The sequence below is a fragment of the Stenotrophomonas sp. UBA7606 genome (genome assembly GCF_002477705.1).
In the GTDB taxonomy this organism is placed as follows: Bacteria; Pseudomonadota; Gammaproteobacteria; order Xanthomonadales; family Xanthomonadaceae; genus Stenotrophomonas.
In genome coordinates, this window is sequence record NZ_DLJW01000064.1 from 1 (window position 1) to 23147 (window position 23147).

Genomic DNA, 23147 nt, shown 5'->3' on the forward strand with positions numbered 1-23147 from the left:
GAACTGGGTCAGCGCCGGCATTTTCAGTTCCGGCATCACGATCAGGATGCCGATCGCCAGGCCGACAATCGTGCCGATCTTGAGGAAGGTGGACAGGTAGTCACGCGGGGCCAGCAGCAGCCACACCGGCAGCACGGCGGCGACGAAACCGTAGCCGATCAGCATCCAGGTGATCTGGATACCGGTGAAGGTGAACATCGGGCCCATCACCGGGTCGGCGGCTACCTTGCCGCCGTACCAGATCGCAGCCAGCAGCAGGATCAGACCGACGACGGAGATCTCACCGATCTTGCCCGGGCGGATATAGCGCATGTAGATGCCCATGAAGATTGCAATGGGCATTGTCGCGATCACCGTGAACATGCCCCAGGGGCTGCCCTCCAGTGCCTTCACCACGATCATCGCCAGCACCGCGAGGATGATGATCATGATCATGAACACGCCGAACAGGGCGATGGTGCCGGGCACCTGGCCCATTTCCTCGCGCACCAGGTCGCCCAGCGAGCGGCCGTTGCGGCGGCTGGAGATGAACAGGATCATGAAATCCTGCACCGCGCCGGCCAGCACCACGCCGGCAATCAGCCACAGCGTGCCGGGCAGGTAGCCCATCTGCGCGGCCAGCACCGGGCCGACCAGCGGGCCGGCGCCGGCAATGGCGGCGAAGTGGTGGCCGAACAACACGTGCTTGTTGGTGGGCACGTAATCCAGGCCATCGTTGTTGATGACCGCCGGGGTGGCGCGGGTAGGGTCAACGCCCAGCACCTTGTTGGCGATGAACAGGCCGTAGTAGCGGAAGGCCACCAGATACAGCGCTACCGCCGCGATGACGATCCACAGGGCATTGATGTGTTCGCCGCGGCGTAGTGCCACGACGCCTAGACAGAATGCGCCGATCAGGGACAGCAATGCCCATCCGGCTTTGGAGAAACCTTTCATCGAGTGGCCTCGCAGGAGAATGCATCCAAGGGTCTACCCATGCCGGGCGGGGGTCAATGTGCATGGCTGCTGAAGCGAATGCGACTTTGGTCTTAGGACGAATCCCGATGGTGCTGAATGCGCTGCCCGCAGGGCGGCTTGCATCAGGCTTTACGCAACAAATGGTTGCATGGGTGACGATTGCGGCAGGCCGCGGCTGGCCGCACTTTGTGTCACATCAATCTGGAGATGAGCATGAGCAGTCAGCAGTTCGCCACGGTGCTGCGCACCTTGAAGGGTATGCCTACCTCCGATGGGGCGGGGGTGCGTCTGACGCGGGTGATCGGGACACCGGCGTTGCCGGACCTGGATCCGTTCCTGATGCTGGACGAGTTCGGCACCGACCGCGCCGAGGACTACATCGCCGGCTTTCCCAGCCACCCGCACCGCGGCTTCGAGACCGTCACCTACATGCTGGACGGGCGCATGCGGCACAAGGACAACCACGGCAACGAAGGCCTGCTGACCCCGGGTAGCGTGCAGTGGATGACGGCCGGGCGCGGGCTGGTGCATTCGGAAATGCCGGAACAGGAGTCCGGGCGCATGCGTGGTTTCCAGCTGTGGGTGAACCTGCCGGCACGCGACAAGATGGTGGAGCCGCGTTACCAGGAGTACGCGCCCGAGCGTATCCCCACATTCTCGCCTGCGCCCGGGGTGGAGGTGAAGCTGATCGCTGGCGGCGTGGGGCAGGAGCAGGGGCCCATCCAGCAACCCGCTACTGATCCGCTGTACCTGGACGTGACCTTGGCGGCCGGGGCGCAGTGGCACTGCCCGCTGCCCGAGGGCCACAACGCGTTTGCCTATGTCTTCGAAGGCGAGGCCGTGCTGGGTGACGCCGATGCCGCCCGCGGCGTGGCCCAGCACGAGTTGGCGGTACTGGGCGGTGGGGCGGTGTTGCCACTGCGCGGCGGTGAACAGGGCACACGCTTGATCGTGGTGGCCGGGCGCCCCTTGCGCGAGCCGGTGGTACGTCATGGCCCGTTCGTGATGAATACCCGCGAGCAATTGATGCAGGCCTTCATCGACTACGAGCAGGGCCGCTTCTGACGAACAGCCGCCCGATCAGGCAGGGCCTGGCCGGGCGGTTGCGTCATCTGGCTGGCAGCTTGGATGGCAGCTCGAAGGCCGCGCTCAGCGTGCGCCAGCCAGCGCCGAGGAATTGAGGCTCAGGGTCTGGGTCAGATTCTGCAGGTTGCCCAGCTCGGCGGTGTCGGCCGCGTCGATCCAGATCTGCGCGAAGCGGTTCTTGTCCAGCTTGACCACGGTGATGCGGCGCGACTCCAGCCCGGGCAGGTCGCGGCCGCCCATGTCCAGCTTGTACCAATGCATGGACTCGCCGCCGAACGAGCCCTTCTCCGCACGCAGGGCACGGTTGAAGGCCATGTCCGGATCGCGCGCGGTCAGCATCATGTTCAATACGGTGCGGCCGTCACCGGTGGAGGCCTTGCACACGATGAAATCGCTCTGGGTCTGCTGATCCCAGTGCAGGCCACTGTCGGCAGGCAGCGTTGGGCATTGCTCGGCCTGCTGGGCCAGGGCGGTGGAGCTGAGGGCAAGCAGCATGGCTGCGGAAACGATACGGACAGTCTTCACTACGCATTCCCCATGAAGCATCGTACGCAGGACGGCACGATGAAAGTCGAATTCGAGTTCTGAAGGTGGCTGTGGCGGGCGGGCAGTGTTCCCCTGGCCCGGTGCGCATATCCCCATGCGCCCGACCACCGGTTGAACTTATTACAAAAATGGCCGCAGATGCAAAGTGCTGGCCGGTGTCACACAAAAACGGCCCCGGGAAGGGGCCGTTCTTGCGGTGGTTTCACACCAGGGCTTACTTGTCGCTGCCCAGCCACTTGTACGCCACGCCACCAATCAGCGCGCCCAGGATGGGGGCAACCCAGAACAGCCACAGCTGGCTGATGGCACCGGCACCGGCAAACACCGCAACAGCAGTGGAGCGGGCCGGGTTCACCGAGGTGTTGGTGACCGGGATGCTGATCAGGTGGATCAGGGTCAAGGCCAGGCCGATAGCGATGGGGGCGAAACCCGCCGGTGCACGGCCATGGGTGGCGCCCATGATGACGATCAGGAATACCGCGGTCAGCACCACTTCGCACAGGAAGGCGGCGGCAACGGTGTAGCCACCCGGTGACAGGGCGCCGTAGCCATTGCTGGCGAAGGCACCCGGCTGGCTGCCATCAATCAGGAAATTGGCATTGCCCTGGGCAATCTGCAGCAGGATGAAACCGGCAAAGAGGCCACCCAGCACCTGCGCCACGATGTACGGCAACAGGTCCTTGCCGGAGAAGCGCCCACCGGCCCACAGGCCGATGCTGACCGCCGGGTTGAAGTGGGCGCCGGAGATGTGGCCGAAGGCATAGGCGCCGGTCAGCACGGTCAGGCCGAAGGCCAGCGCCACGCCAACGAAGCCTATGCCCAGCGGGTTGCCGTCACCGCCGAAGTTTGCCGCCAGCACCGCGCTGCCACAGCCACCCAGTACCAGCCAGAAGGTGCCGAGAAACTCGGCAGCCAGGCGCTTGCTCATGCTCATGATTCATTCCCCAGAATTAGCCCGAAACGGGTGTGGGGAAAATACACGTACAACCTGCCCGGGTGCGTTTTAAAAACGTTAACCGCAGCCAGGACAGCTGCGCGATCGCGGGGGTACGCCGCGACGCACGCGGTGGTTGTCAGCGCGGCAGGGGAATGAATTCCTTGTCGTCGCCGGGGATGCTGCCGAAGCGGCCATTTTCCCAATCGTCCTTGGCCTGCTCGATGCGCTCCTTGGAACTGGACACGAAGTTCCACCACAGGTGGCGCGGTGCATCCAGCGGCTCGCCGCCCATCAGCATCGCCTTGACGGGGGTCTTGGCACGCAGCCGACCTACCGCGCCCGCCTCGGGGATGACCAGGTGCTGGGCGGGGATATCGGTGCCGTCCAGCTGCGCGTCGCCTTCCAGGATGTAGAGCGCGCGCTGCACGTGCGAGGTGTCCAGGTCGATCTCGGCGCCGGGTGCCAGATCGATGGCCACGTTCAAGGTGTCGGCAAATACCTTCACCGGCGATTCCTCACCATAGGCGCGGCCGGCGATCACCCGCAGCCAGGCGCCATCACGGCGCTGCTGTGGCAACTGGTCGGCAGCGAAGTGGAAAAAGGCCGGATCGGTTTCCTCGTGGCTCTTGGGCAGGGCAACCCAGGTCTGCATGCCGTGCAGGCTCTGGTCGTGCTCGCGGGCGGCAGCGGGGGTGCGCTCGGAGTGGGCAATGCCCCGTCCGGCGGTCATCCAGTTGACGTCACCGGGGCGAATGATCTGGTCCGAGCCCAGCGTGTCGCGGTGGCCGATCTGCCCGGACCACAGGAAGGTGACGGTCGCCAGGCCGATATGCGGGTGCGGGCGGACATCGATGCCTTGCCCGGGGCTGAAAATGGCCGGGCCCATGTGGTCGACGAACACGAACGGTCCTACGCTGCGCGCCTGCAGGGTGGGCACGGCACGGCGTACCTGGAAGCCGCCCAGGTCGTGGACGCGCGGGCTGATGATGGTGGTCATGGCTGGCTGCTCCGGCTTGCATGGATGTGCGCGCAGGATGGCATGGCCGGAGCGAAGAAGGGGTCACCGTGCGGGGAATGGATTGTTGTCGGGGTGGGGGGAGTGGGGGCCGGAAGCGTTACCCCTCCCCAACCCTCCCTTCGCTGCGCGAAAGGGAGGGGGCCAAAGCCCCGGTTGCACGCAGGGCTGCCGCTTTGCCCCTCTCTCTGCCGAAGGCAAGGGAAGGGTTGGTGAGGGGGAGCTCTTGCTCCTGCTCATTCACCAGACAAACAGAACCAGTCTCTCCTGCAACCACATTGCTCCCATACGCAACCCCCAAACAAGGAACGGAAGCCAACGTGAAGGGGCTACAATCGCTGTCTTCCTTCCCCATCCGGAGACCTCCGCAGTGACCCGCAAACTCGTGCTGTTGCGCCATGGCCAGAGCCAGTGGAACCTCGATAACCGCTTCACCGGCTGGGTGGACGTGGACCTGACCGAGCAGGGCCGCCAGGAGGCCGCCACCGCCGGCCGGCTGATGAAGGAAGAAGGCCTGCAGTTCGACGTGGCCCACACCTCGGTGCTCAAGCGCGCCATCCACACCCTGCAGGGTGCATTGGCCGAGCTGGGCCAGGATTGGCTGCCGGTCAACAAGTCCTGGCGCTTGAACGAGCGCCACTACGGTGGCCTGCAAGGCCTGGACAAGGCCGAGACCGCCGCCAAGCACGGCGAGGAGCAGGTCAAGGTGTGGCGTCGTTCCTACGACATCCCGCCGCCGCCGATGGAGCTGGCCGATCCGGGCCACCCTATCCATGACCGTCGTTACGCCGGCTTGGACCGCAATGCGCTGCCGGCCACCGAATCGCTGGCCACCACGCTGGACCGCGTGCTGCCGTACTGGCACGACGCCATCGCCCCGCAGCTGAAGGACGGCAAGACCGTGCTGGTCACCGCCCATGGCAATTCACTGCGCGCGCTGTACAAGTACCTCAACAACGTGAGCAAGGAAGAAATCCTCGAGCTCAACATCCCGACCGGCATTCCGTTGCTGTTCGAATTGAACGACGACCTCACCGTCAAGTCATTCCGTTACCTGGGCGATCCGGAAGCGGCCAAGAAGGCCGCCGAAGCCGTGGCCAACCAGGGCAAGGCCAAGTAAGCGATACGCTGGAAGCAGCGCCCGCATGGGTGCTGCTGCCAAAACGGTGAATAAAAAATCCGATGCCGATCCTGGCATCGGATTTTTGTATCTGCAGGAGCGGCGTGAGCCGCGAAGCTGGCGTTGTTGAAGTCACAAGCACCGATGGAACCTGATGATGTCCCAGCTTTGCTGCCTGCACAGCGCTGGGGAAAATCCGGTCCGCGCGCTGGCGACGTAGCCCGGGTAAGCGAAGCGCACCCGGGGCTGTGATTTGAAAACAGGTTCAATCGCCCCAGAAGCGGCGTGAGCCCAGAAGTCGCCACTGCTGAAGTCGCGAGACCGGGGGTATCCCGGCTTCGGGACTTATGCCACTGCCACAAAAAAGCAGCTCCGCAGCCTCAACGTTGGCACTGTGCTGGAGTAGCGCTGCAGCCGGCGTTGTCACGCAAGGCCATGTCCTTGCCGACGTTGTAGGCGCCATACAGTACCGCCATCACCAGCAGCGCCAATCCCAATGCCAGATTCTCCATACGGACGCCAGGAGCGATTGGCGACGCGATAGCGGCAAGCGCATTGTTGGCGGGCGCGTGAGCAAGCAGATCCTCCGCGGTAACCTCCAGCGCCGCCGCAACCGCCATCCGCGACTCATGCGAGGCGTTGCCTTCGGTTTCCAGCCGTTGCACCGTGCGCGGGCTTAAACCGCAGATGCTGGCCAAGTGTTCCTGCGACCAGCCGCGGGCTTCGCGCAGTTGCCTGATCCGCTTTCCGTCGATCTTCACTGTTTCATCTTCCATGCCGCGTTCCTGCCGATGTTAGCTGAGCTGCGAGGCTGCCGGACAACAGCGCTCGACAACACGACAGAAAGCCGACAGCAGTGTGTCGTCCCAAAGGAATCAACGGCTTGCGTGCTTCCAGGGTGCTGGAAGAACTGCTCCCCCGTGCGCATGCAGTTGGGAGAGACAGTCTTCGGATGGGGGCCGTGCCATGCCATCATCGGGCCCTGATCACGATGACGGGAGTGTCTGCTTGAGCAAATGGATGATGTCGGTAGTGGCAATGGTGGCGCTGAGCGCCTGTAGTGGTGCTCACCAGGCTGCACCCAACGCCACACCGGAAGCGGCTGCCGCAAAGCCTGCAGCAGCAACCGCGCAGCGTGGCGAAGGCCGCCCTTATGAAGTGCTGGGCAGTGAAGTCTGGGACGTGCCGGATCCGGTCAGTGGTCGCAACTACCAGGTGTTCGTCGCCCTGCCAGCCGGCTACGCGGACAACCCGGACAAGCGTTACCCGGTGTTATACGTCACCGATGCCGACTATGCCTTCCCGCTGGTCTGGCAGATGGCGCGGCGCTTGAATGTCGAAGGCCGCAAGATCGAGGACTTCATCCTGGTCGGTCTGTCCTATGCCAAGGGCGAGGGCGGCATGCAGAGCCGCCGCCGCGATTACACGCCAACCACCAGGGGCCCCAGCGGTTCGCCAGCCGATGCCGTGCACGGTGGCGCCAGCGACTACATCAGCTACCTGGAAACGCAGGCGCTGCCCTTCGTGGCCAAGCGTTACCGCAGTGACGAAAGCCGGCGCATGTTCCTCGGCCATTCCTACGGTGCCTTGCTGGGGACGCAGGTGCTGCTGGAACGCCCGCAATTGTTCAGCGGTTACATCCTTGGCAGTCCGTCGTACTGGTTCGACAAGCACGAGATGGAGCGTCGACTGGCCGCGGCAGGCAAGCCCGCCAAGCTCCCCGTACGGGCCTATATGTATGTCGGCGAGTATGAGTCGGTGCAGCACGGCGGCGATGCCGACATGGTGGTGGATGCGCAGCGCATGATCGGTCTGCTGGGCACGCGTTGCGGCCAGTCGCTGGAGCTGAAGCTGGACGTGCTCAATGACGAGGACCATCTCAGTGTCGCGCCGCGTGGCTTCATGCATGGCTTGAAGTATCTGCTCGCGGCGCCAAAGGGCTGAGTCGTCCAATCCCCAGGGTCGGGCCCGGCACCCACAGCGGCCGGCCCTGCCTGCGCTACCACGACCAACGGCAGGTGTGCCGACCTGCGGCTTGGCTAGACTCCGTTCAATCCCTGCCGCCCGCGCCATCCCATGTCTTCGCCGCCAACCACGCATCGGATCGATGCCGCGCAGGGCCCAAGCCGACGCCGGGTGTTCAGCGGCGAGCGGCTGGCTGCACGGGTCAGCTGGTACGCGCCGGGTGAGCGCATGCACCGACACGCGCACGACTGTCACCAGCTCTCGCTGTTGCTGCTCGGCACCTTGATGGAGCAGACCGGGCAGGGCGAGGAGCGGCTGGCCGTGCCAGCCTTGGGCGTGAAGCAGGCAGGCGTTGCCCATGCCAATGACTACGGGCCGAGCGGTGCGCTGATGCTGGGTATCGACCTGCCGGCATCATTCGACCTGCAGGACACACTCGGTATCGGCCGCGCCTGGCAATGGCGCGGGCATGCGCTGCAGCCGCTACTGCTGCAGGGACGGGGACTGTTGTCGGCCTTGTTTGCAGGCGAGCTGGTCGCTGCCGATGTCGACGCCCGGCTCTGGGAACTGCTGGCCGGCATGGCTACCCCGGCTGAGCGCCCCCGCGGTACGCCGCCACGTTGGTTGGCGGTGTGCTGCCAGCGTCTGCAGGATGAGAACGTGCCGCTGGGCGATCTGGCTGGCGAGCTTGGCGTGCATCCGGTGTACGTCGCCCGTGCCTTCACGCGCTGGATGGGCTGCGCGCCGTCGGTGTTCCGCGCCCGCGCGCAGTTGCAGCGCGCCCTGCCGCTGCTGGCCAAGGGGCAGGCCCTGGTTGATGTGGCGCAGCAGGCCGGGTTTGCCGACCAATCCCATTTCAGCCGGATTGCCCGCACGCACAGCGGGCTGACCCCGGCGCGCCTGCGCGCGCTGTTGCTGGCGTGAGCAGGTTCAATCCGTTCAAGACCTTGGGCAATGCCCTGGCGCATCGTGGTGCTTGTCAGCCACGGAGCCGCACCATGCATCTGCGCAACATCCTGTCCCTGCTATTGCTGCTGCCGGTTTGGCCGGGCTGCGTGACAACGGCTGCGGCGGCCTCGCCGCAACAGGCCGCACGGGATCTGGCGGCATTCCTGGATGGCATTCCGGAGCTGGGGCCGGGCTACGCGGTGGTGATCGTCGACCGTGACCAGCAATTGCTGGGCTATACCCGCGGCGTGCGCAACGCCAGCAGCCAGGCGCCGCTGACCATGCACACGCCGATGTACATCGCGTCGCAGACCAAGTCCTACATGGGGTTGCTGGCGCAGGTGCTGGATCGGCAAGGCGTGCTGCGCCTGGACAGTACCCTGTCCGATCACTGGCCGCGGCTGCGCCTTCCTGATGGCGTCGATCCTGCCGCATGGACCCTGGCGGACCTGCTCAACCATCGTGTGCCCTTGAGCGCGGATGCGGTCACCACGCTGGAGGCGTATATCGGCAGTCCCGATCCGGCTGTGTATCCGCAGCTGCTGCAGCAGTTCGCGAGCAAGCGTGCTGATGGATTCGACTACGACAATCTCGGCTACAACATCTACGCAGCGATCCTGCAGCAACACACAGGCCGCTCGTGGCAGGACTGGTTGCAGCAAACCCTGTTCACGCCGTTGCAGCTGCACGAAACCGCAACAAATACCTCCAGCTTCGATCCGGCGCAGCTGGCCTTCAACCACCAGTGGCTGGGGGCCGAGCAGGGTTGGCGGCTGGTGCCGCCCAAGCCGGATGTCTTGATGCATTCGGCTGGCGGCATGATGACGTCGCCGCGCGACATGGGCCGTTGGTTGCGCTTGCAGTTGGGTGCAACGCTGTCTCCCCAATTCGATGCCCGCTTGCTGGATGCTGCCCATCGAGCGGGTGTGCAGGTAGACCCGAAGGCCCGTAATGCCTATGAGCTGCCCTGCAACGGTTATGCCTATGGATGGAATGTGTGTGACTTCGAGGGACATACCCTTTACATCCACGGAGGTAGCTATACCGGCGCGCGCAGCATGATGGCGTTTTCGCCTGATCTGGGGGTTGGTATAGGTGTGTTCTCCAACTCGGACAACGCAACTGGCTGGCTGACTTCGCGTACGGTGGTGCAGTTCTTCCAGTATCTGATTGATCACCCCGGCGCGGATTCGTGGGCGCGGACCCGGCAACAGGTCTATCCGCAGCGGGTGGCCGAGCAACTGTCGGGTATGCGCGCGCGCCAGGTGGCGGTGAGGCAGGAGCCGCGTTGGCAGGGGTGGCGGTGGCAGCCCGCTCTGGCTTCGTTTGTCGGCACGTTCCAGGCTGAGCGTTTGCCGGCAACCGCACGCATTGTCCGCGACGGCGACGCCTTGCAACTGCAGGTGGGTGCGCTGACGCGGACGCTGCAGCCCGCCGCACCAGGGCTGTTCGGGGCGCAGGACGGCCCACTGGATGTGGTGCAGCCGTTGGAGTTCCGTCCTGATGGCGATGGTTTTGAGTTCGAGGGCGAAATCTACCGCCGCCGACCTGCGGGAGAGCTGCCGGATGGGCACGAAGCACGCGGGCACGGGTCTGCCGGGCTGCCGTTGCCGGGTACCGGTCCCGAGGAGCCTTGCCCCCACGGGGCGGGAAAGCGCATGCACCGCATGCCGGCGACGGCGAGGCGGTGCATGCGATGGCAGAAGGCAGGACTTATTTGAATTCCAGCGTCTTCTCGAACGACTTCAGTTCGTGGCGGGCCATCGCCAGGTTGGCGTGGTTGCGGTCCAACACCACGTACAGGAACAGGTCCTTGTTGCCTTCCAGCGGGCGGATCAGGTGGTACTGCTTGGACAAGGTCAGCAGGATGTCTTCGACCACGTCGGTCAATCCCAGCGAGTTTGCGACGCGGCGCTTGGCCCGGACCACGTCGGCGTTGCCGGCAGCGGCAACCTCCATGTTGATCGCACCACCACCGAGCGTGCTCAACGTCATGCCGCTGTCCGCGTCGACCAATGCCGCACCGACAAAACCGGCGATGTTGCCCAAATCATCAAGCTTCAGGTTTGCAGCCATTTCCCATCCAGTAAATTGAGTGATGCCACAACAAAGAAGCCCGCCGGGAAGACTCCCAAGCGGGCGCCGGGCAGCATAGCGAAAAGCGTCTATACATGGCCAGCAAGGCCAGGCATACCCCACGCGGGCAACCTCAGTTTTCGCGAAAAAACTGGCTGGGGCTCAGGCCAAAGCGACGCTTGAACATGGTGGCAAAGGCACTTGGGCTTTCGTAGCCCAGGGCGAGGGCCACGTCGATGACTTTTTCGCCAACGGCGAGCTGCTCCAGGGCGCGCAGCAACCGCGCCTGTTGCCGCCATTGGCCGAAGGTCATGCCCAGCTCGCGCGCGCACAGGCGCTGGATGGTTTTCACGTCCACCTGCAGGCGCGCGGCCCAGTCCTGCAGGGTGGACGCATCGTCTGGATGCCGTTCCAGCCGCCGGCCGATCTGGCGCAGGCGCGGGTCTCGCGGTTCGGGCAGATGCAGTGGCAGGACCGGCAAGGTCTGCACTTCGTCCAGGATCAGGCGCATCAGGCGGCCATCGCGGGAGTCTTCGGCATAGGATGGGGCGATCTGCGCGGCGGCGCGTATCAGCGCGGCCAGCAAGGGCGTGATCGAGACCGCCGATGGCGTTGCCGGTGCCTGCGGCATGCAATGCGGCAGGATGTACAGGCTGCGCATCTGTACCGCACCGATGCAGTGCACTTGATGGCCGACACCGGCCGGCATCCAGATTGCACGTGTGCTGGGCACCACCCAGCGGCCCATGCCGGCGCGTACCACCAGCACGCCGGTTTCCGCGTACACCAGCTGGTGGCGGTCCGGGTGATGATGCAGCGGGATCAGCGTGGCGGCGGCGTAGTCGCGGCCCTTGCAATATACCGCCGTGTTGGGGCCGGCCGGCAGCGGCAAGCGCCGGCCCTTGCGGTTGCTGGTGTCCTTTTCAAGAAGATGCATGACCATATCGCGCAGGATGGGCGGCGAGGGGGAATCTACCATGCCGGCCTCCCCTCGGTTTCATGGCCATCCCATGTCGTCCACCGCTTCCGATATCAGTGCTGCTCCGTCCCCACAGCGTCGCCCGGTCGCGATGGGCGTGCTTGCGGCCATCAGCAGTTCGCACCTGGTCAACGACATGATGCAGTCGCTGATCCTGGCGCTGTACCCGATCTTCAAGGGCCAGTTCCACCTGAGCTTCGCCCAGGTGGGCCTGATCACGCTGACCTACCAGCTCACCGCGTCGCTGTTCCAGCCCTTGATCGGCCTGCGCACCGACAAGCGGCCGGCACCGTATTCGCTGCCGATGGGCATGCTGTCCACCTTGTGTGGTCTGTTGCTGCTGGCGTTCGCACCGAACTTCGTGACGGTGCTGGTGGCGGCGATGCTGGTCGGCATCGGCTCGGCGATCTTCCATCCGGAATCCTCGCGCATCGCGCGGCTGGCTTCCGGTGGTCGCCATGGCCTGTCGCAGTCTGTGTTCCAGCTTGGGGGCAACGCCGGCACTGCGGTGGGCCCGCTGCTGGCTGCGGCGGTGATCGTGCCGAATGGACAGCGCAGCGTGGCGTGGTTTGCCTGTGCGGCCCTGTTGGGCATTGGCTTGCTGACCTACGTCAGCCGTTGGTACCAGCAGCATCTGCTGGCCGTGGCCGCGCAGCCCAAGGCGGCGGCCAAGCCGGCCAATCTGTTGCCGCCGAAAACCGTGGCCTGGGTGATCGGCATCCTGCTGGTGCTGATCTTCAGCAAGTACTTCTACATCGCCGGTTTGAGCAGCTATTACACGTTCTATCTGATCCAGAAATTCCACGTGTCGGTACAGAGCGCGCAGCTGCACCTGTTCGGTTTCCTCGCGGCGTCGGCGGCTGGCACCCTGATTGGTGGGCCGTTGGGTGACCGCATTGGCCGCAAGCCGGTGATCTGGGCCTCGATCCTGGGTGTGGCACCGTTCGCCCTGATCCTGCCGTACGCAGACCTGCAATGGACCATGATCCTGACGATGGTCATCGGTTTCGTGTTGTCCTCGGCGTTCTCGGCCATCCTGGTCTATGCACAGGAATTGATGCCCAACCGTATCGGCACGGTGTCCGGCCTGTTCTTCGGCTTCGCCTTCGGCATGGGTGGCCTGGGTGCCGCGGTGCTCGGCGTGCTCGCCGACCACACCAGCATCCTCTGGGTCTACAAGGTGATCTCGTTCCTGCCGTTGCTGGGCATCGTCGCCGCCTTCCTGCCGAACCCGCGCGCGCGCTGAGGGGTGGATGCAATGCCCGGCCGTGGCCGGGCGGTGTTGCCCTGGGAACTTCAGGGTGCCGCTCGGTCCTGCGCGGCTTGGTACCAGTGTTGGCTGCGGTTGACGAGGTACACCACGGAAAGCATCACTGGCACTTCGATCAGCACGCCGACCACGGTGGCCAGGGCTGCACCGGAATGCACACCGAACAGGCTGACCGCGGTAGCCACCGCCAACTCGAAGAAGTTGCTGGCACCAATCAGCGCGGAAGGGCCGGCGACGCAATGGGCAACACCCAGCTTGCGGTTGAGCAGATAGGCCAGACCTGCATTGAAATAGACCTGCAGCAGGATCGGCACGGCGAGCAGGGCGATGATCAGCGGCTGCTCAATGATCTGCCTGCCCTGGAAGCCAAACAGCAGCAACAGCGTGGCCAGCAAGGCAGTCAATGACAGCGGCCCCAGCCGTTCCAGCACGCTATCCAGACGCGCCTGCCCGCCACTGCGCAGCAGCCATCGGCGTAGCAGCACGGCAATTGCGACCGGCAGCAGGATGTACAGCGCCACCGAGAACACCAGCGTTGCCCAGGGCACGCTGATTGCCGAAATGCCCAGCAACAGCGCCACCAACGGGGCGAACGCCAGCACCATGATGGCGTCGTTCAAGGCCACCTGGCTCAAGGTGAAGTTGGCATCGCCACGGCACAGGTTGCTCCACACGAACACCATTGCGGTGCAAGGCGCGGCGGCCAGCAGGATCAGGCCGGCCATATACGAATCAATCTGCTCGGCTGGCAACCACGCCGCAAACAGGTGGCGCAGGAACACGCCGCCCAGCAGTGCCATCGAGAAGGGCTTCACCGCCCAGTTGATGAACACGGTGACGCCGATGCCGCGCCAGTGCTGGCCCACCTGGCGCATCGCGCCGAAATCGACCTTCAGCAGCATCGGAATGATCATCAGCCACACCAGTACCGCCACCGGCAGGTTGACCTTGGCCAGTTCCATGCCGCCGAGCCGCGCGAATGCCGCCGGGAAGAGATGGCCAAGTAGGGTGCCGGCGAGGATGCACAAGGCCACCCAGACGCTGAGGTAGCGCTCGAACAGGCCCATGCGCACGACTTGTCCGGTCACCGCGTGTCCCCACCGTCGGCTGCCATCACGCCGATGGTAGCCAGTGCGGACTGCAGTGACTGACGGTCATCCCATACGGTAGGGGGCAGGGCAAGCAGCGCCCGCAGGCGCGCTTTGATGATGCGGTGTGCCCGTGCGAACGCGGCACGCTTGGCCGCGTCATCGCCTGCAACCGCAGCCGGATCCGGCTGCCCCCAGTGCGTGCGCACGAAGTCGCCAAACACCACCGGGCAGGTTTCGGCGGCTGCGGCGTCGCAGACCGTAACGACCAGATGCAGGCGTGGGGCATCGGCAGCGGTGAATTCGTCCCAGGATTTGCTGCGCAGGCCGTCGCTGGCGAAACCTTCGGATTGCAGTTGCGCGATCGCCAACGGGTTGACCGTGCCCGTGGGTTGGCTGCCCGCACTGAAGGCGGCAAACCGGTCGCCGCCCCAGGCCCGCAAGCTGGCTTCGGCAAGCACGCTGCGGGCACTGTTGCCGGTGCACAGGAAGAGGACGTTGCGGGTCATGGCGATGGCTCGGTGCAGACAAGTGATTTGTGCATGCCGGCGGCGCGGTCTGCGCGCATGCCGGCGGGTGGGTTCAGCAGCAGCTCTTGCCCCGCGTGGTGTTGCAGTTCGGGTCGGGCGAGCCCGCGCAGCAGTTTTCCGTGAGGTACGCCAGCAAGGCATTCATGGCCGGGTAGTTGGCCCGATAACAGACATTGCGGCCGAGGTTCTCGCTCTGTACGAGTCCGGCTTGCACCAGTTCCTTGAGATGGAAGGACAGCGTCGCATTGGGCACGGACAGCGCCGCGGCAATGTCGCCGGCCATGCGCCCCTGCGGGCCGGCCTCCACCAGCAGGCGGAAGGCGGCAAGACGGGTCGGGTGGCCGAGCGCAGTGAGGCCGGCTATTGCCTGATTCATTTCCATATTTCTAGAATAGTCGAATGAATAAGAGCGAGCAAGCCATGTCTGATCCACTCCCGAACATCGATCCCCAACTGCTCCCTGGCCTGCAGGCCGACCTGTTGGGTGCCGAATCGTGCACGCACCGGCCGCGCATCCTGTTGCTTTACGGCTCGCTGCGGCCGCAATCGTTCAGCCGCAAACTGGCGTTGGAAGCCGAACGCGTACTGCAGCAGTTGGGCGCAGAAACCCGCTTGTTCGATCCGCACGATCTGCCGCTGCTCGATAGCTGTGGCAAGGAGCATCCAAAGGTGCAGGAGTTGCGGGCGCTTTCCCTATGGTCGGAAGGGCAGGTATGGGTATCGCCGGAGCGGCACGGCACGCTGACGGGGGTGTTCAAGAACCAGATCGACTGGCTGCCGCTGGAAGATGGCAGCGTGCGTCCTACCCAGGGAAGGACCCTGGCGGTGATGCAGGTCTGCGGAGGCTCGCAGTCCTTCAATGTGGTCAACACCCTGCGCGTGCTTGGCCGTTGGATGCGCATGGTCACCATCCCCAACCAATCCTCGGTACCCAAGGCCTGGCAGGAATTTGATGAACACGGGCGCATGCGGCCCTCGCCGTACTACGACCGGGTGGTCGACGTGATGGAAGAGCTGATGAAGTTCACCATGATGGTGCGCGGGCGCAGCGATTACCTGGTCAGCCGCTACAGCGAGCGCAAGGGTGCAGCCGAAGCCGCCCAGCTGGCGCGCGCGGCGGGGGTGGTTGAAGCCAACGCGCCCTGAGTTGCCGCGACCTGCCCCTCTCTTTCGCTGCGCGTAGGGGAGGGGCAGTCCTTGCGTTTGCACCCGAATTGTCCGATCAGGCATGGACCGGCTCGTGATCTGGTTGTGCATCCGCGCAAGAGTTGGGGCGCATGTGCCGGATTGGGATGCATGCGCTCTTTCATTTGTGCGCGATGTTGCACGTTCTGTAGTGTTTGTGCATTATCTGGTTGAGGGATTCATTCGCGCCCCATGGCGATCCCGATGCCGCTTGGGCTGATTCCCAGCCAGACCCACATCACTACCCACCGCCATCACATGACTGCCCCGGACCCCGACGCGCTGCCGCAGGAGCGCCAGCAACGCATCCTCGACCAGCTCCGCAAGCAGGGCAGGGTAGTGGCCAATGAGTTGGCACTGGCGTTTGCGGTTTCCGAGGATTCCATCCGCCGTGATCTGCGTGAGATGGCCGCCAAAGGCCTGTGTCGGCGGGTGTATGGCGGGGCCTTGCTGCCGACGCCGCAGTTCGACACCTTGCCCGAACGGGTGGGGCGGGATGATCCGGAGCGCAGTGCGCTGGCCGTCCATGCCGCCTCGCTGCTGTTGCCGGGACAGGTAGTGCTGATGGATGCCGGTTCCACCAATGTCGCAATTGCCCGTGCGCTGCGGGATACCGCTTTGACCGTGGTCACCAATGCGCCAGCCGTTGCCGATGCCTTGGCCGGTGCGCAGGCCGCCGAGGTGGTGATGATCGGTGGCAGGATCGATCCGCGCAGTGGCGGCGCCATCGGTTCCATTGCCTTGCAGCAGCTGACCGAGCTGCAGGCCGATGTCTGCATCCCCGGTGTCTGCGCGGTCGATCCTGAGACCGGCATCTGGGGCATCAACGCAGAGGAATGCGCGTTCAAGCAGGCCATGCTTCGGGCCAGCGATGCCACGCTGATCGTCGCCGGCAACGAGAAGCTTGGCGCGCGTGGCAGTTTCCGCATTGCGGGTATCGAGCAGGTTGATCAACTGCTGATCAGCGACCGCGTCGGCTCGGAAATGCAGGAGCGGCTGGCCCCCTTCGCCCAGCGGCTACATCGGGTTGTCGTCGCAAAAGACTGATGCAGTGGCTTGATCGCGCGCACCGGCAATGGAAACAACAAGGAACAACAAGTGACGCATCCAACAGGACTACAGCGCAGCCAGCAGATGGCCACGCGCGCCGCATTCTTCATTCCCGGTTTCGCTATTGCCTGCTGGGCACCGCTGGTGCCGTTTGCCAAGGCCCGCGCTGGTCTTGATGACGCATTGCTTGGGGTGCTGCTGCTATGCCTGGGCTTGGGTTCGCTGTTGTCCATGCCGCTGGCGGGCATGCTGGCCGCGCGCCATGGTTGCCGCACGGTGATGCTGGCTACCGTATTGATGGTGGTATTGATGCTGCCCTTGCTGGCACTTGCATCCACGCCGCTGACCATCGGTGCCGTATTGCTGGTGTTCGGTGCCGGCATCGGTGCCATGGACTGCGTGATGAACATGCAGGCGGTGGTGGTGGAGCGCGAATCCGGCCGCGCGATGATGTCGGGCTTCCATGCCTTCTACAGCATTGGGGCGCTGTCTGGCGCAGCCTTGGTGACCTTGCTGTTGTCGATTGGCGGCGGTGCCGTGTTGTCCACGTTGGTGGTGGCTGCCGGCGTTGTCGCGATCACGGCATTGTCATCGCGCTGGTGGCGCAGTGAACGTGCCGAGCAGGGCGAAAGCAGTTTCGCGCTGCCGCGTGGCGTGGTGATCGTGATTGGTGTCGTATGCTTCATCAGCTTCCTGGCCGAAGGCTCGATGCTGGATTGGAGTGCGGTGTTCCTGCATGAAGTGCGCGGGGTAGAGCTTGCCCATGCCGGTTGGGGCTTTGTTGCCTTCAATATCGCCATGACCGCCACGCGCCTGTTCGGCGACCGGCTGGTGAACCAACTTGGGCCGAGCATGGCGGTGCTGCTCGGGGGGCTGCTCGCATGTGCAGGCTTCGTGTTGGCCACCCTGGTGCCAAGCTTCGCTGTAGCGCTGCTGGGCTACGCGCTGGTTGGCATTGGTTGCGCCAATATCGTGCCGGTGATGTTCAGCCTTGCCGGGCGGCAGACCCGCATGTCGGAGAGCGTGGCCATTCCAGCCGTCACCACGATGGGGTACGCGGGCGTGCTGCTGGGCCCGGCGGCAATCGGTTTCGTTGCCCAGCAGTGGTCGCTGCCGTCTGCATTCCTGATGGCGGCGGCGGCGCTTGCGCTTGTCGCGGTAATTGGTTCGATGCTGCGGGTACGCTGAGCAAGGCTGCTTTGTCGGATAACTGGGGCCTGCGTTGGTACTTCTGGTCATCGCCGCCTTCACGCAGTCGCTGGCGGTGGTTCGGTTGATGGCTCCGTCGCCGCCGTCGGCAAGCTGCGCACATGCACATCCTGCTGCGGGTAAGGGATTTCGATCCCGGCCTCCTGCAATGCTGCGTGGATGCGGGTGATGAGCTCGCTGCGGATGTTGAGCCAGTTGTCGTAATCGCGGGTCCAGGCGCGAACACTGAAATCAAGCGAACTGGCGCCGAAGCCAACGAACAGCGCGGCGATGGCCGGCTCCTTGGCGATACCGCTGGTTTGTCTGGCGCAATTGGAAAGCAGTGCCAGAACCTGCTGTGGGTCACTGCCATAGGCAACGCCGACATTCACTTCAATGCGCCGGTTGCGGTCGAGCAGGGTCCAGTTGACCAGCGGCTCGGACAGCAGGGTGCCATTGGGTACCACCACGTCGGCGCCATCGAAGGTCTTGATGCGGGTGGAGCGCATGCCGATGTCGCGCACGCGCCCGTTGATGGTGCCGACCTCCACCACGTCGCCGGGTTGGATCGGCCGCTCGAACATGAGGATCAGGCCGGAAACGAAGTTGTTGACCACGTTCTGCAGGCCAAAACCAATGCCGACGCCCAACGCGCCGAACAGCAGCGCCAGCTGGCTGCCTTTGAAGCCTGCGGCCGACAACGCGATGATCACGCCGAGCATCAGTACCGCATACGAGGCAAGCGAGGCGATGCTGTTGCCGATGCCACGTGACATGTTGGCGCCGTGCTGGAGCACATCCTGCAGCAGCAAGCGGGTTATCCGCGCGGCCCAGAAGGCAATGGTGATTGCCGCGATGAAGGCCAGCACGTGGCCGAGCGACAGGCTGAATTCACCAATGGAGAATTCATGCGAGAGCAGTCTGCTCAGCAAGGCATAGGTTGGCCGCAGGATGCGGAAGCTGTCCATCGCATAGACCACCCAGCCGATAACCGCGGCGAATATGCCCAGCCGGCCAAGCAGCGCCAACAGCGGCGGCGCATGATCACGGGCAAGCCGATAGCGTGCCAGGCTGGGCCGGCTCAGCAGCAGGTGCAACAGGCTCAACAGCACGGCGATGCCGACGTAAAGCAGCAGGCCAAAGTAGGCGCTGTCGATGATCGCGCTGGTCAGCATCTCCGCCAGCGTGAGGTTGCCGACAACATTGGCTGCAAGAGAAACGGCGAACAAACCCTGGGCGGCCCATGCCGCCATGCGCAAGGCCTGCCCCGTGCGCCAGGTAGTACTGGCGTGGCCGCTGCGGTAGGCCTGCCATTGCACCAGTCCGGTCAGCAGCATCGCGACGATGGTCAGCGCCAGTGTGTAGTAGCGGAATGCGACATTGCTGGACAGGAAGAAGATGCCCAGGCCACCAAGCAGGTACAGCAATGATGCGACCAAGGGCCAGTAGCCCAGCAATCGCCGGCTGCCCGGCGGCAGCAGTCGCAGCACGGGGATCAGCGCGAAGAGCATGCCTATCTGCAAGGTCAGCAAGGGGGCGTCGGGCTCAATGGCCAGCATCACCATGGTCGACAGCAGCAGCCAGGTGGATACGGGCCGGGCCAGTACGCGTTGTGCGGCAGCTTCAAGGTTGCCGTTGGCGGGCGTCCGCCGACGGTAATGCCAGCCCCATAGCAATAGTGGGATCAGCAGTATCTGGATCCCGTGGAACAGGAACTGTGTGCGCCGGTGCTCGCTCACGTAGGCGCGGCTGAACGCCAGTTCGATCTGCAGGCCGGAGGTTAGCGCGTCACTGGCTGCTGCGGGCTGATCAGCAGAACCTGCATCAGCCTGCCATAGCGGTGGCGAGTCTATCTGCAGCAATTGGTGGTCGAGGTAGGCAATGGCATCGGTGACAGCGGCGTGGCCGGATTGCAGCCGGGTCTCCAGGGCATTGGCGCGCGCGCTCAATTCCATTTGCCGGGAAAGCGGTACAGCAAGTGCCTGCTCGGCTCGGGTAAGCAGTGTGATCAGCGCATCGATGCGGCTCAGCAGCACCGGCGGGATATCGCTGGGGTGTTCACGGGTGAGCTGCCAACTGGCGCGGCGCCGTGCCAGCTCTGCGGCGTCCGCGGCATACGGCTCGGTAGCGGTCTGCAGGGCATCACGCCAGCGTGCAAAGCGCTTGCCGTCGAACTGCCAGTGTCGGTCAAGGCTCTCCAGGCGAATGATCGGGACCCTGCGCAGTTGCGTTGGTGACAAGGCTTGCCTGCGTTGGTCCACCGAGCGGGTGATCGCTTCCAGGCCTGGGCCCAGTGCGGCGGTGGGATCGGGCTGGCCGGCGCGATCGATCGCGGAGATGGCAAGACGCTCGTCGGTATCGGCACGGATCACGATCAGCGCGCTGTCGATGGGTTCCGGGGTGTTTGGCTTCGGCTGCGCAGCGGTCGGCGCTGTGGCAGGGTCAGGCGGCGAGCCTGCCTGCGCGTGGGCGACATGGCAGCAGGCCGCGGCGAAACAGAGCACAGCTGCGCGTAGCCAATGCATGGGCATTCCCGAGGGGTGGACGCTCTTGTCCGCGTCGCGGCAGTGTCGCACAGGGGCGGTTTGGGTGGAGTGGCAGACGCCCGGGAGCGCGCGCTGGCTGCATTGACCTGTGGCGCTGCCGGCGTTGCAGCGCTCGCCTCCGCGGCCATTGCCGGCGCAAGGGGAGGCGGGCGTGACCTTCGGCGGGTCCCGCGACACGTGCTGATCCTTTAACCTCCAAGGTTGCGCCGCGCCACCTTGTGCGGCCTTTCCCTGTTTGGCCGGAGATGTACATGTCGTTTTCCAAGCTCGTCCCGTTGTCCCTGACGGTTGCAATCGCCGCCTCGCTCGCCGCCTGTGGCAAAACCGAAGCGTCTGCCGCGCCGGCTGCCGAAGCCCAGGCCGCGTTTGACCAGTCGCAGCTCAAGACCCAGCTGATCTCGCTCAACGCCGCCGATCTGGATCCGGCCGTGCAGGCGTGCGCCGACCTCAACGGCTTCGTCAACAGCAAGTGGCTCAAGGCCAATCCGGTGCCGGGCGACCAGACCACCTGGGGCAGCTTCGAGATCCTGCGTGAGCGCTCGCTGGAGGTGCAGCACGCGCTGGTCCAGCAGGCTGCCGCTGGCAAGGCCGCAGCCGGTTCCAATGAAGCCAAGATCGGCGACATCTGGAAGACCGGCTCGGACGAGGCGGCCATCGAGGCGGCCGGCATCAAGCCGCTGCAGCCGGAACTGGACAAGATCGCCGCGCTGAACGACAGCGCCGCCATCACCGGCTACCTGCGTGATGCCTATGCGCAGGGCAATGGCTTCCTGTTCTCGCTGTACGCCAGCCCGGACTTCAAGGATTCGGCCAACGTCATCGCCTATGTCGGCCAGGGCGGCCTGGGCTTGCCGGAAAAGGGCTATTACTTCGACGAATCGCAGGCCAAGATCCGCGAGGCCTATGTGGCCTATATCGAGCAGCTGCTGACACTGTCCGGTGTCGATGCCGCGCAGGCCAAGCAGCAGGCCAAGGCGGTGATGGATTTCGAAACCCGCCTGGCCAAGGCGTCGCTGTCGCGCATCGAGCTGCGTGACCCGTCCAAGCGCTACAACCCGGTCAGCGCCACCGATGCCGACAAGCAGACCCCGAACTTCAGCTGGACCGCGCTGTTCGACACGCTGCAGGTCCCGGCCAAGGACAAGTTCTCGCTGGCCCAGCCGGGCTTCTTCAACGAGCTGAACACCATGCTGGCCGACGTGCCGGCGACCACCTGGCAGGCCTACCTGCGTTTCCACACCGTGGACAACGCCGCACCGTACCTGAGCAAGAACTTCGAGCAGGCCAACTTCGACTTCTTCAGCAAGACCCTGCGCGGCCAGCAGGAAATGCAGCCGCGCTGGAAGCGCGTGCTGGATTCGGTGAATGGCTCGATGGGCGAGGCGCTGGGCCAGCTGTATGTGGACGCGGTGTTCCCGGCCGAATCCAAGGTGGCCATGCAGCACCTGGTGGAGAATCTGTCGGTCGCGCTCAAGGCGCGCCTGGAAGGCCTGCCGTGGATGGGCGAGGACACCAAGAAGAAGGCGTTGGAGAAGTGGGCCAGCTTCACCCCGAAGATCGGTTACCCGGACAAGTGGCGTGATTTCTCCGGCCTGACCACCAATAGCGACAGCTACCTGGGCAATATGCAGGCCGCGCAGGCGTTCAACTACCGCTACATGCTGGCCAAGATCGGCAAGCCGGTGGACAAGACCGAGTGGGGCATGACCCCGCAGACCGTCAACGCTTACTACAACGCGACCAAGAACGAGATCGTGTTCCCGGCCGCCATCCTGCAGCCGCCGTTCTTCGACGCCAAGGCCGATCCGGCACTCAACTACGGTGGCATCGGCGCGGTGATCGGCCACGAAATGATGCACGGCTATGACGACTCGGGCAGCCAGTTCGCTGCCAACGGCAACTTCGACAACTGGTGGACCGATGCTGACCGCACCGCGTTCAACAGCCGCACCGACCAGCTGGTGGCGCAGTTCGACGGCTATGAGTCGCTGCCGGGTGTGAACGTCAAGGGCAAGCTGACCCTGGGCGAGAACATCGGTGACCTGGGCGGTCTGACGGTTGCCTACGACGCCCTGCAGATGGCGCTGAAGGAAGACCCGAAGGCCAATGTGCCGGTTGATGGCTACAGCCAGGACCAGCGCTTCTTCATGAACTGGGCCACCGTGTGGCGCCGCAACTTCACCGATGGCGAGCTGCGCGTGCGTCTGAACACCGATCCGCATGCGCCGGCCAACTTCCGTGCCAACGGCGCGCCGTCCAACATGCCGTCCTATGCCGCTGCGTTCCAGTGCAAGGCCGGCGATGCGATGGTGCGTGGTGACGACAAGCGGGTTGTGATCTGGTGATTGCTGGCTGATCGTTTGTGAGGAAGAGCCCGGCATTGCCGGGCTCTTCTTTTTCCGTTCTGGTTTTTCTCTGCCCTCATCATGTTGCTTCAGCTTCCGGCTGCTGCGTCGGCTTTGGCTTCTGTTCTTTGCTTCCTTGCTGTGTGGTCCCTGCCGTGATTCCCGCGAAGGCGGGGATCGCTCTGGCCGGTTCCATTTCTCCTGTTGCTGCTATGAGGCCGGGTCGCTCCCGGCAGTGACGGCGTAGCGGCAATCACGACACCTACCGGCAGGGCCGGAGAGCCGGATACTGACCACGCGCCGCGCACCCCCGCCA

21 protein-coding genes are annotated in these 23147 nt (G+C 64.5%); 10 read left to right on the forward strand and 11 right to left on the reverse strand.

All coding sequences use genetic code 11. The annotated features are described in order from the left end of the window. The coding region (locus B2527_RS08565) for a carbon starvation CstA family protein (RefSeq protein WP_293707905.1) at positions 1–936 on the reverse strand (936 nt) is incomplete at its 3' end. Positions 937–1164: 228 nt separating this feature from the next. On the opposite strand from B2527_RS08565, the gene B2527_RS08570 reads away from it, so the two are divergent. Further along, positions 1165–2022: a pirin family protein gene (locus tag B2527_RS08570; RefSeq protein WP_293707907.1), complete on the forward strand. Its 858-nt coding sequence runs from the start codon at positions 1165–1167 to the stop codon at positions 2020–2022. A gap of 84 nt (positions 2023–2106) precedes the next feature. Here B2527_RS08570 and B2527_RS08575 read toward each other — a convergent pair whose 3' ends face one another. The 3 genes from B2527_RS08575 to B2527_RS08585 form a co-directional block, all read right to left on the reverse strand. Then, complete coding sequence (locus B2527_RS08575) at positions 2107–2568, reverse strand: hypothetical protein (protein WP_293707909.1); 462 nt, start codon at positions 2566–2568, stop codon at positions 2107–2109. Positions 2569–2803: 235 nt separating this feature from the next. Beyond that, positions 2804–3523: an aquaporin Z gene (gene aqpZ / locus B2527_RS08580; protein ID WP_293707910.1), complete on the reverse strand. Its 720-nt coding sequence runs from the start codon at positions 3521–3523 to the stop codon at positions 2804–2806. A 139-nt stretch (positions 3524–3662) separates the two neighbouring features. Continuing rightward, entirely contained in the window at positions 3663–4523 is an 861-nt protein-coding gene (locus tag B2527_RS08585) for a pirin family protein (protein ID WP_293707912.1), read from the reverse strand. A 388-nt stretch (positions 4524–4911) separates the two neighbouring features. Here B2527_RS08585 and gpmA point away from each other — a divergent pair, with 388 nt between their 5' ends. Further along, a complete protein-coding gene (gene gpmA / locus B2527_RS08590) occupies positions 4912–5661 on the forward strand; it encodes a 2,3-diphosphoglycerate-dependent phosphoglycerate mutase (protein WP_293707913.1) in 750 nt (249 codons plus the stop codon). Between the two features lie 380 nt (positions 5662–6041). Here gpmA and B2527_RS08595 read toward each other — a convergent pair whose 3' ends face one another. Further along, positions 6042–6422: a helix-turn-helix domain-containing protein gene (locus tag B2527_RS08595; protein WP_293707914.1), complete on the reverse strand. Its 381-nt coding sequence runs from the start codon at positions 6420–6422 to the stop codon at positions 6042–6044. A gap of 277 nt (positions 6423–6699) precedes the next feature. Between B2527_RS08595 and B2527_RS08600 the strand changes: the two genes are divergently transcribed. The 3 genes from B2527_RS08600 to B2527_RS08610 all read left to right on the forward strand — a co-directional run bounded on the left by B2527_RS08600 (position 6700) and on the right by B2527_RS08610 (position 10295). Then, positions 6700–7605 (forward strand): alpha/beta hydrolase, encoded by a 906-nt coding sequence (locus B2527_RS08600; protein ID WP_293707946.1) that lies wholly within the window; start codon positions 6700–6702, stop codon positions 7603–7605. A 132-nt stretch (positions 7606–7737) separates the two neighbouring features. Beyond that, entirely contained in the window at positions 7738–8550 is an 813-nt protein-coding gene (locus B2527_RS08605) for a helix-turn-helix transcriptional regulator (RefSeq protein WP_293707916.1), read from the forward strand. A gap of 74 nt (positions 8551–8624) precedes the next feature. After that, positions 8625–10295, forward strand: coding sequence for a serine hydrolase domain-containing protein (locus B2527_RS08610; protein WP_293707917.1), 1671 nt, complete (start codon positions 8625–8627; stop codon positions 10293–10295). Here the strand turns inward: B2527_RS08610 and B2527_RS08615 are convergent. Together B2527_RS08615 and B2527_RS08620 are read right to left on the reverse strand one after the other, a co-directional pair. After that, positions 10288–10650: a roadblock/LC7 domain-containing protein gene (locus B2527_RS08615; protein WP_293707918.1), complete on the reverse strand. Its 363-nt coding sequence runs from the start codon at positions 10648–10650 to the stop codon at positions 10288–10290. The two genes, B2527_RS08610 and B2527_RS08615, sit on opposite strands and share 8 nt — an antisense overlap. Positions 10651–10783: 133 nt before the next feature. Beyond that, positions 10784–11629: an AraC family transcriptional regulator gene (locus B2527_RS08620; RefSeq protein WP_293707920.1), complete on the reverse strand. Its 846-nt coding sequence runs from the start codon at positions 11627–11629 to the stop codon at positions 10784–10786. Between the two features lie 31 nt (positions 11630–11660). Here B2527_RS08620 and B2527_RS08625 point away from each other — a divergent pair, with 31 nt between their 5' ends. Next, positions 11661–12875: an MFS transporter gene (locus B2527_RS08625; protein WP_293707922.1), complete on the forward strand. Its 1215-nt coding sequence runs from the start codon at positions 11661–11663 to the stop codon at positions 12873–12875. Between the two features lie 50 nt (positions 12876–12925). On the opposite strand, the gene arsB is transcribed toward B2527_RS08625, so the two are convergent. From arsB to B2527_RS08640, 3 genes are all read right to left on the reverse strand, one after another. Next, positions 12926–13966, reverse strand: a complete 1041-nt coding sequence (arsB, locus tag B2527_RS08630; protein WP_293707947.1) for an ACR3 family arsenite efflux transporter — start codon at positions 13964–13966, stop codon at positions 12926–12928. Between the two features lie 17 nt (positions 13967–13983). Continuing rightward, positions 13984–14496, reverse strand: coding sequence for an arsenate reductase ArsC (locus B2527_RS08635; protein WP_293707923.1), 513 nt, complete (start codon positions 14494–14496; stop codon positions 13984–13986). Positions 14497–14569: 73 nt separating this feature from the next. Continuing rightward, complete coding sequence (locus tag B2527_RS08640; protein ID WP_293707924.1) at positions 14570–14899, reverse strand: ArsR/SmtB family transcription factor; 330 nt, start codon at positions 14897–14899, stop codon at positions 14570–14572. A gap of 38 nt (positions 14900–14937) precedes the next feature. On the opposite strand from B2527_RS08640, the gene arsH reads away from it, so the two are divergent. From arsH to B2527_RS08655, 3 genes are all read left to right on the forward strand, one after another. Beyond that, positions 14938–15663 (forward strand): arsenical resistance protein ArsH, encoded by a 726-nt coding sequence (arsH, locus tag B2527_RS08645; protein WP_293707925.1) that lies wholly within the window; start codon positions 14938–14940, stop codon positions 15661–15663. A 243-nt stretch (positions 15664–15906) separates the two neighbouring features. Next, complete coding sequence (locus tag B2527_RS08650) at positions 15907–16749, forward strand: DeoR/GlpR family DNA-binding transcription regulator (protein WP_293707927.1); 843 nt, start codon at positions 15907–15909, stop codon at positions 16747–16749. Positions 16750–16836: 87 nt separating this feature from the next. Next, a complete protein-coding gene (locus tag B2527_RS08655; protein WP_293707948.1) occupies positions 16837–17940 on the forward strand; it encodes an MFS transporter in 1104 nt (367 codons plus the stop codon). 59 nt (positions 17941–17999) lie between these two features. Here B2527_RS08655 and B2527_RS08660 read toward each other — a convergent pair whose 3' ends face one another. Further along, positions 18000–20465 carry a mechanosensitive ion channel family protein gene (locus tag B2527_RS08660; RefSeq protein ID WP_293707928.1) on the reverse strand — a complete coding sequence of 822 codons (2466 nt, stop codon included), beginning with the start codon at positions 20463–20465 and terminating at the stop codon, positions 18000–18002. Positions 20466–20737: 272 nt separating this feature from the next. Here B2527_RS08660 and B2527_RS08665 point away from each other — a divergent pair, with 272 nt between their 5' ends. Continuing rightward, positions 20738–22831: a M13 family metallopeptidase gene (locus B2527_RS08665; RefSeq protein ID WP_293707929.1), complete on the forward strand. Its 2094-nt coding sequence runs from the start codon at positions 20738–20740 to the stop codon at positions 22829–22831. The last annotated feature ends 316 nt before the right edge of the window (positions 22832–23147 follow it).